At 39.0% G+C, this 15,281-nt stretch carries 8 protein-coding genes; 1 reads left to right on the top strand and 7 read right to left on the bottom strand.

Annotated elements, in window-relative coordinates; translation table 11 throughout:
* Nucleotides 1–33: 33 nt before the first annotated feature.
* The 5 genes from addA to NST66_RS01740 all read right to left on the bottom strand — a co-directional run bounded on the left by addA (nucleotide 34) and on the right by NST66_RS01740 (nucleotide 11,610).
* Nucleotides 34–3,771, bottom strand: a complete 3,738-nt coding sequence (gene addA / locus NST66_RS01760) for a helicase-exonuclease AddAB subunit AddA (RefSeq protein WP_049162883.1) — start codon at nucleotides 3,769–3,771, stop codon at nucleotides 34–36.
* Nucleotides 3,764–7,264, bottom strand: coding sequence for a helicase-exonuclease AddAB subunit AddB (gene addB, locus NST66_RS01755; RefSeq protein WP_340843037.1), 3,501 nt, complete (start codon nucleotides 7,262–7,264; stop codon nucleotides 3,764–3,766). Before addB ends, addA begins: the two co-directional genes overlap by 8 nt.
* A 263-nt stretch (nucleotides 7,265–7,527) precedes the next feature.
* Nucleotides 7,528–8,268, bottom strand: a complete 741-nt coding sequence (fabG, locus tag NST66_RS01750) for a 3-oxoacyl-ACP reductase FabG (RefSeq protein WP_014461644.1) — start codon at nucleotides 8,266–8,268, stop codon at nucleotides 7,528–7,530.
* A gap of 580 nt (nucleotides 8,269–8,848) precedes the next feature.
* Nucleotides 8,849–9,466, bottom strand: a complete 618-nt coding sequence (locus tag NST66_RS01745; protein WP_028412419.1) for a TVP38/TMEM64 family protein — start codon at nucleotides 9,464–9,466, stop codon at nucleotides 8,849–8,851.
* Between the two features lie 164 nt (nucleotides 9,467–9,630).
* A complete protein-coding gene (locus tag NST66_RS01740; RefSeq protein WP_033578012.1) occupies nucleotides 9,631–11,610 on the bottom strand; it encodes a S9 family peptidase in 1,980 nt (659 codons plus the stop codon).
* Nucleotides 11,611–11,786: 176 nt separating this feature from the next.
* On the opposite strand from NST66_RS01740, the gene NST66_RS01735 reads away from it, so the two are divergent.
* A complete protein-coding gene (locus NST66_RS01735; protein ID WP_028412421.1) occupies nucleotides 11,787–12,023 on the top strand; it encodes an IDEAL domain-containing protein in 237 nt (78 codons plus the stop codon).
* Between the two features lie 195 nt (nucleotides 12,024–12,218).
* Here NST66_RS01735 and aceA read toward each other — a convergent pair whose 3' ends face one another.
* Complete coding sequence (gene aceA / locus NST66_RS01730; protein WP_028412422.1) at nucleotides 12,219–13,502, bottom strand: isocitrate lyase; 1,284 nt, start codon at nucleotides 13,500–13,502, stop codon at nucleotides 12,219–12,221.
* 392 nt (nucleotides 13,503–13,894) lie between these two features.
* On the bottom strand, nucleotides 13,895–15,154 hold the full coding sequence (locus NST66_RS01725; protein WP_033578011.1) for a M48 family metallopeptidase: 1,260 nt from the start codon (nucleotides 15,152–15,154) through the stop codon (nucleotides 13,895–13,897).
* Nucleotides 15,155–15,281 lie beyond the last annotated feature (127 nt).

Genomic DNA, 15,281 nt, shown 5'->3' with positions numbered 1-15,281 from the left:
GAAAAAGAAGAAGACTATCGCCTTCTTCTTTTCTTATATTTCAACAGCATGTCCACCATCTAAAAAGTAAAGATAGCGATGCTGAACAGGTTGTTTCACAATCCGCTCAATGGCCTTTGCATAAAGCTCTAACTGAATGCGGTATCTTTCAATTAGAAATGGTTTTGCTCGTTCAAAATCCCCTTGAAAACGATCCGAAATATTATCTGTTTTAAAATCAAGTAAAACGAGGCCTTCTTCCGTTTCATATAAACAATCAATAATACCTTGTACTAAAATCGTTTCATCTTCCTGCTCCCAATGATCATAGATTTCTTTAGCGGAGACACCTAAACTAAAAGGCATCTCTCTATAAACCGTGCGAGCCGTTCGAATACCTTGTGCAATGTCACTGTCTAAAAAGTCTGCTACATCATTTGCATCAACGGCATCCGCTTGCTGTTGCGTCAACAATTCTTTAGTAACCATTGATTGAATAAAGTCTTGAACCATTTCGAGGGTATAAGCTTTATTTAATGGAAGCTGCTGCATAACGGCATGTGTAGCTGTTCCTCTTTCAGCTCCTGTGAGAGATTTCTCTTGAAGAAACAGCGGACGATTTTCAAGAGGTGCTTTAGCTCCCCGAACAAGATCATTGCTTGCACCTGCATCCGTCAGCTGCTGCTGCCTTTTTAGTTCAGAAACAGATTGCTTTGAACGATGAACGGAAGCTACACGATAATCATAAGACCAATTTAAGCGTCTATACACTTCCTCTTTATAATCGCTGGATTCTGTAACTGGCTCATGCTTTTGAAGAGCGTTCAAAAGCTCTTCATGATGCTGCTGCTCTTCAAGAGGCTGTTCGGCTAAATCACCTGCTAATAACGTTGAAAGCTTCCAGCTTGAAGCATGCTGATAAATCATCTCGGCCGGCCGGACCTCTCCTTCAACCATATGACTAACATTTTTGTGACGAATTAAAGAAGGTCCAATCCAGTCTAAATAACATTTTGCATCTCTTCTCACGTGAGCTGGAAGCGTCCAATCTTCGTGTCCCATAACGGAGCTCCATTGTCTGAGCTTTTCTGGTGCGTCTTTTACTGTTCCAACTAAAATAAGTTTTTCTTTCGCACGCGTCAAAGCTACGTATAATACCCGCATTTCCTCTGCCATGCTTTCTTTTTTCATTTTTTTCTTCATGGTCTGCTGAAGAAGAGTTGGGTACGTAATACGCAGTTTCGGATCAATATATTTAGATCCAAAACCTAGTTCTTTATCGAGTAAATAAGCTTTATTCAAGTCCATTAAGTTAAACTGACGAGCAAGACCAGCTACGAAAACAACAGGAAATTCAAGACCTTTACTGCTGTGGATCGTCATCAAACGCACCACATCTTCTTGTTCTCCCAGCGCTCGAGCAGCTCCTAAATCGTTCCCTCGATCCTGCATCCGTTCAATAAAGCGTAAAAAGCGGAACAGACCTCTAAATGAAGTCGCCTCATACTGGCGAGCGCGATCGTAAAGAGCACGTAAATTGGCTTGACGCTGTTTCCCGCCAGGAAGTCCGCCAACAAATTCAAAGAAACCCGTGTCGCGGTAAATTTGCCATACTAGTTCTGACAAAGAGCTTTGTCTAGCTTGTGTTCTCCATGCTTTTAACTGCTCATAGAAATATTTCACTTTATCGCGAAGTTCTTCATCATCTGAAGCCGCTAAGTACGTTTTTAACGCATCATAATACGTTCCTTTCTTTTGCTCTGCTCTCAGTGTAGCCAACTCTTCATCTGAAAGCCCTACTACCGGTGAGCGAAGAACAGAAGCTAACGGAATGTCTTGATGCGGGTTATCTACTACTTTTAATAAAGACATCATAATCATCACTTCAGTAGCATCAAAATAGCCTGTTGATAAATCCGCATAAATCGGCACGCCTTCTTGTTTAAATTCATCCATAATCTGCGCAGCCCAAGGCATGGAACGAAGCAAAATAACAAAGTCACGATACGTTACGTTTCTCATGATATCGAGCTTGCGATCATATATTTGAAAACGGTTTTGAACGAGTTCTTTGATTTTGCGCGCCATTGCTCTTGCCTCTAACTGAGCGGTTTCAAGCTCTGCTTCTGAAAAAGCGACGAGAGAAGAATCCGATTCTTCTTCCGCTCCTTCTTCTGCATTTTCTTTTGCAATCAGCAGAAGCTCCGTTTCCATTCCTTCCACTTTTGGATACGATGCTCCTAATTTTAAAGAAGCATCATCGTCATATGCAATTTCTCCTACTTCTTCATCCATCAGCTGGTTAAAAATAAAGTTTGTGGCGTCAAGCACTTGAGAACGACTTCGGAAGTTTTTATTTAAGTCAATACGTTTTCCAAATTGTCGTCCATCTTGCGTAAATCGCTTGTACTTCGTCAAAAACAAAAATGGCTCCGCTAAACGAAAGCGGTAAATGGATTGTTTTACATCTCCAACCATAAATAAATTCCCTTGTTCTTCACTATCTCTCGTCACTAATTTAATTAGTGTTTCTTGAACCATATTTGTATCTTGATATTCGTCAACAAGCACCTCTTCAAACTGAGTGCGATATTTTTGAGCAATGGACGAAGGCTTAAGCACCCCGTCTTCTTTTACACTCAAGATTTGCAGGCAATAATGCTCTAAATCAGAAAAGTCTACTAACCCTTTCTCTTTTTTGATGTGTTCATATCGTTCACCGAAGCGCTGAACTAAAAAGATTAGCGTTTCAATAACGGGCTTCATTTTTTCAAAATCAGCCATGTAGCCGTACAAAGGCCTAGAAAACAAATCAGCATGAAGCTTTTCAAGGCTTGTTTTCGCTTTTTTGCGAAGCTCTCCGAAATCATCTAAAAGCTGCGAGTCGTATGCATCTCCTTTACATGGCTTTAAACGAGTAAAATTCAAATTCTGCATTTCCTCATGCAAATCAGCAAAAGAATGCTTAGAAGCGCTGATCAGCCGATGAATTTGAGCCAGGTCTTCCTCTGCATTAACGGCGCGAGGAGCAGGCCCTCCCGGCAGCTTTGTTAGCTCTAAGCCCTGTTTTAAAATCGACTCAATGCCCACGAGCTGCGTTGTTACTTCTTGTAAAAGAAAAGACAAAAACGGAAGTGAATCAATAGAAGAGTTCTCTGTGACATCATATTGACTCACAATCATTTTAAGCCAGCCGTTTGGGTCGGGATTAGATCGTGCAAAGTCATATAGCTTTCTTACCATAAGCTGAATATCTAAGTCATTTCTGTCGCTTGTATAACGATCAATTAAATCAAAGAATCGCTCGTTCTGTTCAATACTGTACTGCTCTTCAAACAATTCTTCTAATACTTCTTCACGCAGAAGATCCGCTTCCGTATCATCTGCAATTCGAAAACCAGGGTCTACATCGATCAAATAATAATACGTTCGAATGACTTCTAAACAAAAAGAATGGAGCGTAGAAATCGACGCACGGTTTAATAAATTAAGCTGTCTGCGCAAGTGTAAAGAAGATGGATTCTTTTTTAACTCTTTTTCCAATGCTTCTCCAATTCGATTTCTCATTTCGGCTGCAGAAGCATTTGTAAACGTAGCAACTAGTAATCTATCAACATCAATTGGTTCCTCGCCCATCGTAATCTTTTTAATAATACGTTCGACTAAAACCGCTGTTTTTCCTGAGCCAGCCGCCGCGGCTACTAATATATCTTGACCGGATGAAACAATGGCGTTCCACTGATCATCCGTCCACTGGGAGTCGGCCGGTTTTACGTGTATATCTTCACTCATCTCGTTTGGCCTCCTCTCGAATTTTATCTAAAATAACATTTTGACTCTCTGTACTAAGCTGACGATATTCGTTGTTTTCCATTGATTCATCGAACTGACAGATTGAGCGGTATTCACAAAACGCACATGGTGTTTTATCTTTTAGCTTATAAGGCGAAATATCAATTTTTCCATTTGTAATCTCAGTACCTGCCTCTACAAACTTACCTCGCACATACTGACGGAGATGTGTAAAATCTTCTTCGCTCGCAACCGAAGAATTGGAATAAAAGCCCCCTGTCTTTTTAATACCCGCCGATATAACCTGTGAGCGCCCTGATTCTAACGTTTCGTCCATTAATCGGACTGCTTCCTCGTCCCCTAAAAGCAGTCCTTTCATTTTAAACTTCTTGAAGATTTCGGCTTCAATTTGATCGGGTTGTAATGCTTTAGTACTGTTGATCATTGGATTATGAACGTGGAAATAAAGAACGCCAGCAGGCAATGCTCCTCTATTATCATGAAGAAGCTGTTCAGCATACGTCACGACTATGTCTAAATAAGCTAAAATTTGAAGAGATAAACCATAGTACACTTCCACTAAGTTTAATGCTTTATCGCTTGATTTATAGTCGACAATACGCAGTAAAAGTCCTTTGGAGCTTTCCGCTTTATCCACTCTGTCAATTCGGCCAACAAGTTCCATCGTATGGCCATTTGGCAGTGTAAACTGCATAGAAGGCAGCTCCGCGCTAGGACCAAACCCTAATTCCAATCCAACAGGAACAAACCCGCTCACCTTAGCGTGCTCACTTAACACAAGCGACGCACGTTCAATAATTTGCTGCAGCTTATGTGTTAAATAGTGGTGGCGATTAGAGCTCAATAAAATTTCATTTTGTAAGCGCGGAGCAAGTTCGTGCACCGCAGCCGTAGAAAGCTGCTGACAGTCTTTTCTCGTTAAGTTCTTCCATTCTTTTTGACCGCCCCGTAGCTCGTCTGAAATCATCTTCAGCGCCGCGTGAAATAACTCGCCTATGTCAGGAGCTGCTAATTTGAAAACTTTTCGTTCTTTAAGCTTAAGCCCGTGAGAAGCAAAATGAGCGTACGGACAGGCTTCAAATTTCTCCATTCTCGATACGCTTGCTTGAATATGCTTTCCATACAGACGCTGACTCGTTTTCTTTGTTAACCTTTTTGCTTCGTTTTTATAAAATAAACTGCTTAGTACTTTCTCGCTGTATGAGTTCCAATCTGAATTTTCTACATAAAAATTATATACATCCCACCAAGCGGAACTCATCGGATAATGGCGTTTCCACCCTTGCAGCTGGCTGGCTAAATGCGCGATGCTCGTTAAGGGATTTGTTATATAATCAACTTGCTTTTCTTCTTCTAAATCCGTAGGCTCCGTCATTAACAGCTTTTCCTGCAGGAGCGGAAATAGCTCTTTTAATCGATTAATAACGAGTGAAGGCAGCAGAGTCTTCCCTTCCTCATTGGCAAGAGGATACGAAACATAAAGTTTTTCAGAAGAGCTGGAAAGTGCTAAATAAATGAGAAATTGTTCGTCAAACAGCTTTTGCCTTCCAGTTGGCGCAAGTAATAAGCCTGATTCAAGCAGCTGCTCTCTCTCTTTCTCAGATAACAGGCCATCGCTTTTTGGTTTAGCTGGAATCACACCGTCATTTACGCCTAGCACAAAGCTTGCTTTGATATCGGATAAACGCGAACGCTCAAAACTTGCCACAACCACTTGATCCAGTGCAGGCGGAACAAGTGCAAACTGCATGCTGTCAAGCCCTGTCTCAAATAGATCCGCGAACAAAGAAATCGATACTTTCTCTTCTCCCATCATTTCAACAAACTGATCAAATAAGTGAAGAATTGCTTTCCATACCTGCTCGTGCTCTCTTGCTTCTTGAAGCTTACCTTCTTCTTCACATCGATTGCGCAGCGCTTCTATCTTTTGTGGAATATCTAAGTTCGTTAAAAAATGATAGAGTGCTTCTGCTTTTTCTTTTCCTATTTTCGCTTGTTTTAATTTTTGCTGAAGCGAATAAATAGGAGGAACAATCATATTTTTTAATTCATTTATTTTTTGCTCAAAAGCAAGCTCTTCGTCAGTTTTCCCAAGGTTCATGTCTTCAAGCGAACGATATTTTCTGTAGGTAAATGGCTCCTTACTCGTCCACTTAGATCCTTGAATACCGTAAGCAAGTACGTAATTTTCTAATTCATCCATCTCTTCGCGAAGCTGGTGCACATCAGATGACAAAGGAAATAAAAGGTCTGTTTTCACTGCCCGAAAGATGGTTTCGTATCGCCATGACCCGCTTACCACCTCTAAGACTGAGCGAATAAATTCAACGAGTGGATGGTGAAACATCGCTCGCTTTTGGTCAATAAAGTACGGAATTTCATAATCTCGAAAAATGGTTTGAAGCAAGTCATGATAGTCTTCTGCATTTCTAACAATCAAGGCAATATCACGATAGCGATAGCCGTGATCACGCACAAGCGACAGCACTTCTCTCGCAATCCCTTCTACCTCTGCTCTTCGGCTAACAGCAGGCAGCAGCTGAATGTGCTCGGGCTCTGACTGAAATTCCGGCGTTGGCCGTTCATCATAATATCGTTCTAAATAGGCAAGCTCCGGACTGTTTTGATGCCTTTTTTGTTCATTAAATACGTTTGGCTCTTGAATCTCTATCCCGTTTTCAGCCGCCAGGCCCATTATTTCTTGATACGTTTCGCTCGTTAATCGAAACAAGTGCAGGTCATTTGGAATAAAATCTTGATATGAATAATCAGAAGTAACCGCTATTTTCACTTCTCTACAAACTTTCATCAGCTCTACTAATACCGTTAATTCTTGAGGAGTATAGTGATGAAATCCATCTACATAAATCGTTGCTTGAGCAAGGTACGCAGAAGAGACTACTTTTTCACTCAGCAGCTTCAAATAATCTTCTCCATCTACATATTTTGTCATCAGCTGTTTTTCTAATTCTCCGTAAATGAGATGTAAATCATGTAATTTATCAGCAAGGACTTTCTCATCTTCTGCTTGAAGTTTTTGCTTCATCTCTTCGAGAGACGGTGCATCTACCGTGTACTGTTTAAATTCTTTAACCATTTTTTCTAGTTCTTCAATAAACCCTGCTTGTTCTGAAGAATTCGCAAACAATCGAAGCTCTTTTTTTTGATGCTCGATAATTTTTTTAAGCATCATATGAATACCTGTTTGATCCACATGATAGCGGCTAATACCTCCGACTTCTTGCAGGATACGCCACGCAAGACGTGTAAAACTATAAACTTGAGCACGCATCATGCCTTCTAACCCAGGTGTTTGAACAAGCGCATACTCCGACTGAAATGTCATCTGTTCAGGTACAATATAAATAAGTGGATGCCCAAGCGGAGCATTTAACAGCTCTTGGCGCATGCTATTTAAAAGATATTCCGTTTTCCCGCTTCCTGAACGTCCTAATAAAAACTGTAGCCCCACGTTTTCACCCCTTCATTTTTCTTCTCTATATTTTTAGTTGTTTAAGTGCAAAATGGATAAACGCCACGCAAACACGTGACGCAGTCGTCAAAATTTTATAGTGATAATCAGCTAAATCTCTCTATCTCTCTCCTTATTATTTTACTGAACTTGCAGACAAAATTCCACTTTGCACATATGTGAAATGCTGGATGCAACAAAAAAACTTTTCAGTAGCCAAATGACCACTGAAAAGTTTTAGAAAAGCGAGTTATTTTCTACTTTTACATCATGATTCCACCATCTACATGCAGTGTTGTGCCGTTAATATAGTTGGACTCATCAGAGGCTAAATAAAGATAAGCATAACCAATGTCAGAAGGCTGACCTAACCTTTGTAAAGGAATAGTGGATTTCATTTGATCAATGATTTTGTCCGGCATCGCCTTCACCATATCCGTCTCAATAAACCCGGGAGCTACAGCGTTTACATTAATTCCTTTTCGCCCAAGCTCTTTAGCCCATGTTTTTGTCATTCCCACTACGCCGGCTTTTGTCGCCGCATAGTTTGTTTGACCAACATTTCCATATACGCCGGATACCGAAGATGTGCTGATAATTTTCCCTTTACCTTGAGCAATCATATGCGGTACAACGGCTTGCGTACAGTGAAAAACGCCTGTAAGGTTTACGTTAATGACCGCTTGAAAATTTTCAACTGATAATTTAGTTAGCATTCCATCTCTGGTAATACCTGCATTATTAATTAAAATATCTATTTTAGAGAAGCGTTTCACGACTTCTTCTACCATTGCATCTACACTGTCTCGATCCGCTACGTTTACTTGAAAGAATGCTACATCTCCGCCTTCTTCTTTTAGCTGAGCTGCTCGTTCTTCTCCTACTTTTGCATCGTAGTCAACCATAGCGACCTTTGCACCCTCTTGTGCGAAAATTCGAGAAGCTTCGAACCCTAACCCATTTGCTGCACCCGTAATAATTGCCACTTTATCTTTTAATCTCATGTCACCCGCGCTATAAGACGCTTACTAACAACGATTAATCAGCAAGTCGCTTGAATCTTAGTAGCGCATTCCCCTCCTCAAAACGACGCCAAGCACGTCTTAATGATCATTCGGTGCTTTTCTAGTAATGATCCCTCTACTTACATCTTAGTAGTCAAGCTCAAAAATCATTCATATAATTTTTAAGAAAACGTTTTGAAATACATGAGGTGATAATACATGTTGAGAAAAAACATGTATATCTCTAGAAAACAAAGGGTTCATTACTTAGGTGCAACTAGGAATAGACGTCTAATTTATTCCCAGTTTTTTCTTTTATTTTAGCATATTTTTCACAATTGATAAACAAAAAACTTGTTCATTACTAGACAGATACTCTGTATGTGCATTGTTCTACCAACCGAATAAACAGACAAATAACTTCTTTAAGAAAAAGGCAAAAAGCCTTTCAAAAATGCTGCTGTATTCCTATAAGAAAAGGTTTTTCCATAGTTTACAATACCCTCTTCTGCTGTATGTATAACAAAAGACTGCCTATTAAAAAGCAGTCTTTCATCACTATTTGTTATATATAAACAAACTATTTGTCATACTGTTTCACTTTAGATTTTTCATTTAATCTTCGTTCAATTTGCTTTCCAACAAGCCATAGGACAAAAATGATCACTAAAACAAGTACTGCTTTTAAAGGCTGTTTCACAAATGAAACAAAATCGGCCCCAATAAAGCTCATCATAAATATCATGACCATTTTACCCGCTAATACAGCAAGCATAAACTGAGCCATACTGACACGTGATAGTCCAGCTACTACATTAATCGCTGAAGACGGCGTAAAAGGGAAACAAAGCATAATAAACAGCGGTCCAAAACCGTGTCTTTCCACCCAAATCATAATCTTTCGAATTTGCGCATGGCGGCTGATAAAATGTAAAAACCTCGCCTGTCCGTATTTTCTAAAAATCAAAAAGACAAGCAGTGATCCAACGCAGCTCCCGATCCATGAAATTAAAAAGCCTAACCATAAGCCAAAGGCAGCAGCATTAGCCATTACAAACGCAAAAAGCGGCAAGATAGGAATAAACGCTTCTAAAATAGGCAACAGCAGTCCGGGAATGATCCCAAATGATTGATATTGTTTTAATAACTCGAGGACGCCGTCTAATGTCAAATAATGCTTTAATGTTTCAAAATCCATCGAATGTTCTCCTTATTTAAACAACTGTGCTACTTTTCACTTATTGTACTACTTTCCTTTACCAAACAAAAGTTTTACAGCGTTTTATCTTTCCTGCCCTGTTGCGCTTGCCATATAGCCAGCCCTTACTTACACGAACAGAACCTCTAGAACAACATGTGCTTTTACTTAGACTGCTGCAAATAACGTTTAAACCAGCTGGTTAAATATTTTAGTCTCGCCGTTCGTAAATTAGGCTTACCGCTTCTAGAAAGTTCATGGTTAGACTGAGGAAAACGAATAAATTCTACTTCTTTATCTTTTCTTTTTAGTGCCACATAAAGCTGTTCAGCTTGTTCAATTGGACATCTATAATCCTGTTCGCTATGCAAGATTAACAGCGGTGTTTTCACGTTCTCCGCTAAACGAAGCGGCGAGTGGTTCCAAAGTTTTTCCGGATTCTCATAAATATCAGCTTTCAATTCCCATTCGGTAAAATAATAGCCAATATCACTAACGCCGTAAAAACTCGTCCAATTTGAAATAGACCGTTGCGTCACCGCTGCTTTAAACCGATTTGTACTTCCTACAATCCAGTTTGTCATAAATCCTCCGTAGCTTCCTCCTGTTACGCCAAGTTTATCTTCATTAATATAAGAGTAGCGGTTAATTGCTTCGTCGGTTACTGCCATCAAATCCATATAATCCATGCCTCCGTAATCTCCTCGAACGGCATCTGTAAAGGCTTGACCATATCCTCTTCCGCCTCTTGGATTAGAAAAGAGGATATTGAACCCTTTTGATGCAAGCACTTGAAATTCAAACATAAATGTATGACCATACATAAGATGCGGACCTCCGTGAATTTCTAAAATGGTTGGAGATACATCGTTGGCAGCAGCCGCTTTTACGACCCAACTGTGGATATGTATACCGTCCGTGGCAGTCGCGCAAAAAGATTCTGCTTCCGTTAACTGCACATGCTTTAAAAATGAATCATTAACGTTTGTCAGCTTCACTAGTTCCTCTGTTTTTAAATTTAAAGAATAAAGATCTCCGGGATGTGTAAATGTACTGATTGCTACGATAGCTTCCTCACCGTTGGGAAGAACAGATACCCCGTATACGTGAGCATTATCCATAAGCACAGAGTCTAACTTTCCATTTACATTTCCTTTATATATGCCTACAGAACCCTTTTCACTTACGACAAAATAAAATTCTTCCTTACTGCTCCACATAATTCCCGCTGCTGTTCTTCCAAAGTGAAAATCTCCTGCTACCATATCTCCTATTTCTAAGTCTATACCTGCAGTGATACAAGCTGTTTTTTGATTGGAGACCTGATAAATATATATGTCATTCATTGAAGCCGATCCGTATGTACGTTCATTTCCAATGTAAGCTATGTATGCCCCATCTGGTGACCACGAAACTTGATGAAAATATCCTGTTTCTGCTGTAATAGATGTTAACTTTTTAGTATCACGATGCAAAATAAACACGTCCATGGTTAACGATAAATCCGGATTCTCTCCTCGGCTGCTGCAAAATACAATTGAATTTGCATCAGGGGCCCAGCATCCTACAGAGTGATGATAAGGTCCATCCGTTAAAAACGTCACTTCTTTATTTTTAAGTTTAACGACCGCAACTTGCGTATATTCACCTTTTAAATAGCCACTAGCATCGGATTTATACAACAAACGTTCCACTTCGTATGGCTGAGGATGCTCATGATTTTGTTCAACTCTTACAGCTTTTTCTTCCACTTTTGTAGAAAACATAATTTCGTCACTATAAGGAGACCATACGGGATTACTAACGCCTTTTTCACAATCTGTGAGTGCTTCTGCTTCCCCGCCTGTCGCTGCTAATAGATAGAGCTGAACGGTTTGACTGCGATCTGATAAAAAAGCAATCCACCTGCCGTCAGGAGACCATGCAGGAGAGTGATTATTTCCTTTATAATACGTCAATTGCTTTGTTTTTTTTGTTTCAAGATCTAACATAAACAGCTGCGTCTCATAACCGTTTTCTATTTTTTTCGTTTCTCGAACCGTATAAACTACACTTTTTCCATCTGGAGAAATCTGAGGGTTATACACAGACTTCAATTCATACAAATCCTCTACCGTTACCGTACGCTTTTTTACATGATTCAATTTCTTCGCCCCCAAGGATTCATTTTTAAACCAAATAGCCAATCGATAAAAACGAAAGTAGCGTTTCCCTCTTACTTTATCATTTCTAAAAATAAAAATCTAAAAATTTAGAAAATTAGTTGTTTTTTCTTCTTTTAATCTATATAATAATAAAAAGGGTGCAGAGGTGATGAGGTATGAACAATGAAAAATCGTACACGGAAATGATGAAGTCCCTCGCTCGCAAGAAAAAAGTAATTGATACTGTGAGTATGTTGGATGTTTATATCGAAATGGTAATTGATGAATCGCTTTTTAAGCGTCAAAAAGAACTGTTAGAAACAAACATTAACACGGCATTAGATCAACGTGATGAAACTGCTTTTTATGAGCTATCAGCACAGTACCAATCCTTACTTCAAACATCTACTTAATATTTCAAGAAGTTCATTCATGTTAATGATTTATATGTACGTTTAACAGGCAGAACCTTTCTTCTCAGGAAGAACAGCTGTCTGTTAAATCGTGTTTACTACATAAAAAAAGATTCTTACAGATGTAAGAATCTTTTTTGTTAGAATTTTTTCTATGAGTGGAAGTAAACAACCGTTCCACTCATAGATTTTTTGTTATTTATGCGCCTGAAACTGCTCTTCTTCTGTTGAACCTTTTAAAGCTGTTGTAGAGGAAGTCCCACCGGAAACTACTTGCGCCACTTCATCAAAATAACCCGTTCCTACTTCACGCTGATGTCTTGTAGCAGTATATCCATTTATTTCACTAGCAAACTCTCTTTCTTGTAACTCTGAATAAGCTGCCATTCCTCTTGTTTTATATCCTCGTGCCAGTTCAAACATGCTGTGATTTAAAGCGTGGAAGCCAGCAAGCGTAACGAATTGGAATTTGTAGCCCATTTTTGCGATTTCTCTTTGAAACTTTTCAATCGTTTTCTTATCTAATTTTTTCTTCCAGTTGAAAGATGGTGAACAGTTATAAGCAAGCATTTTACCTGGGAATTTTTCATGAATAGCATCTGCAAATTTTTGTGCCTGTTCCAAGTTTGGTTCAGACGTCTCACACCATACTAGATCAGCATATGGCGCATATGCTAAGCCACGAGCGATAGCTTGATCGATTCCGGCTCTCGTGCGATAAAAACCTTCAGCGGTGCGTTCACCTGTAATAAACTGGCGATCTACAGGATCAACATCACTTGTAATTAAATCAGCGGCATCAGCATCGGTACGAGCAATCAGAAGTGTTGGAACACCCATTACATCAGCAGCTAAACGAGCAGCAATCAAGTTTTTCACAGCTGTCTGAGTTGGAAGCAATACCTTGCCGCCAAGATGACCACACTTTTTCTCAGATGACAATTGATCTTCGAAGTGTACCGCAGATGCTCCTGACTCAATCATTCCTTTCATTAATTCAAATACGTTCAACTGTCCTCCGAACCCTGCTTCTGCATCTGCTACAATTGGAGCAAAGTAATCAATGTCCCCTTCTCCTTCTAAATGCTGAATTTGATCGGCACGCTGCAGCGCTTGATTGATTCGTTTCACAACATGCGGCACGCTGTTTGCTGGATATAGACTTTGATCAGGATACATATTTCCTGAAAGGTTTGCATCTGCAGCTACTTGCCATCCGCTGAGATAAATGGCTTTTAACCCTGCTTTTACCTGTTGTACTGCTTGATTTCCTGTTAAAGCTCCTAATGCATGAACGTATGGCTCTGTTTTTAATAAGTTCCAGAACTTTTCGGCCCCTCTTCTAGCAAGCGTGTGTTCAATATCAATGGATCCTCTCAGTCCAATGACTTTTTCTGCAGAATATGGACGTTCAATTCCTTTCCAACGCTCATCGCTTTTCCAGTTCTCTTCAAGGTTTTTTACACGAATCTCTTTCATTCTTTATACCCCCTAATGAATTTAAAATTCTATATTCATAAAAATATAAAACGCAGCAGTGAGAATATGTCTGTTTCATGATGAAGTAAATTAGCAGTTTGCCATAGTGTTAGTAAGAACGTAGATGAAATAAGTAAATAGTTGAAGGACATGTAGTAAGACTTTGCTGAGGTGAATATACGCTGATAAGTTTGACTGCTATCTTTTCAATCACAAATAACTATTCCTCCCTATTGTTATAAAACAGTTTTTATTTTACATACGTTATTATATAACAGTACTTTCGAAAATGAAACCTCCTTTTAGAATTTTTTTCCTACTCGCAAGGAGGCTTTTCTATTAATACCTACGTATAAAAGGCTTCATATATCCTTTACTTTTTCTTATATCACTTATTCATTTCTTTCATACTTCTCAACAAATGAAATTCTTTCCAATATTGTTGGATGACCATATCGAAAAATTTTCACTAAATACGGCGGATTCACCTGGGACAGTCCTGATTTTGTTAAATCCTGAAATGTTTTAATAGCAGCTTGTTTATCTCCTGTTAAGTCCATGGCGTACGTGTCAGATTGAAGTTCATGATGACGCGACTGCATATTTGTTAAAGGACTTACAGCAAATGTGAGCACAGAAAAAATAAGTAGAATAAGCGGTAATGAATTTAAATCACTAAGAGAAGTGATTTTTAATGCTTTCCCCCATCTCTTAATCACAAAGCTAGCTAAATGTTTCGTTAGCCATAAACCTACAATCGATAAAACTAAGGCTGAAGCAATCCCTACATAAATATGTTTCTTCACATAGTGACCCATTTCGTGCGCCATGATAAACAAAATTTCACGTTCCGTCAATTTATTAAGAGTAGTATCCCATAACACAATTCTTGAATTAGAACCTATTCCCGTTACATATGCATTGAGAGAGTTCGTTTTTTCAGACATGTTTACTTCATATACATGCTTAGCAGGTATATGAGCTTCATCTGCTAAATGCAAAATTTTCGTCTCCAGCTCTTTATTCTTTAATGGATAAAAATCGTTATATAACGGATCGATAACCACTGGTTGAATAAACGTCAAAAATAGCGTAAATGGAATAGATACTAGCCACGCATACAGCCACCATCTTTTTGAAAACTTACGAATGAATGCATACAACACAGCAATCACTAAAAACATCGTGGCATAGTTCACCCAAAAATCTGTAAAAAGATCTTTCATCCATCCTTGGAAAGGTTGCGTCGTAATATGGTAAGCCGTTGAAAGCTTATAGCTAATCCAGTCCATAGGAAAAGAGTAGATCAGCAGCAGAACAGATAACCAAAATACATAAATAGCAGTTTGGAGAAGACTGAAACGACTGACGTCTTTAGACCACTTATTCACTTTCTTAGACACACCTAACACTAAAATTAAAATAAACCCTAACCACTCATATGGAATTCGGATAAAAAAGAGCGCATCTCTAATCTTTGAATATTTTTCGGTTAACATAAGTTCTCTTGCATTCATAAACGTAGCCGGATCCACGCTGGTACCTTTTAATGATTGTGGAATAGAGGTGTCACTTATATAAAATAAATACACCCATATACAAGCTGCATACACAAGAAAAACTCCGATGGACCACAAAACAATTTTTTTCACGCATTCCCCTCCTTTTGTACAAACAGTATTCTGTTATTACTATTGTAGGTTTTTTTTCGAAATTTAGAACAAGCGTTTAGAGATGTGCTATAGGAAATGCAAATTGTGAAGAGAAAATCATAGAAAA

Origin of the sequence: Priestia sp. FSL W8-0524, from assembly GCF_038005965.1 — a bacterium.
Taxonomy (GTDB): Bacteria; Bacillota; Bacilli; order Bacillales; family Bacillaceae_H; genus Priestia; species Priestia zanthoxyli.
The sequence above is the reverse complement of the archived record's forward strand: the minus strand, read 5'-3'. Positions and strand labels throughout refer to the sequence as shown.

Excerpts from the sequence above, each read along its gene's own strand:
- addA (WP_049162883.1), bottom strand. The coding sequence starts at position 3,771 with ATGAGTGAAGATATACACGTAAAACCGGCCGACTCCCAGTGGACGGAT.
- fabG (WP_014461644.1), bottom strand. The coding sequence starts at position 8,268 with ATGAGATTAAAAGATAAAGTGGCAATTATTACGGGTGCAGCAAATGGG.
- NST66_RS01745 (WP_028412419.1), bottom strand. The coding sequence starts at position 9,466 with ATGGATTTTGAAACATTAAAGCATTATTTGACATTAGACGGCGTCCTC.
- NST66_RS01735 (WP_028412421.1), top strand. The coding sequence starts at position 11,787 with ATGAACAATGAAAAATCGTACACGGAAATGATGAAGTCCCTCGCTCGC.
- aceA (WP_028412422.1), bottom strand. The coding sequence starts at position 13,502 with ATGAAAGAGATTCGTGTAAAAAACCTTGAAGAGAACTGGAAAAGCGAT.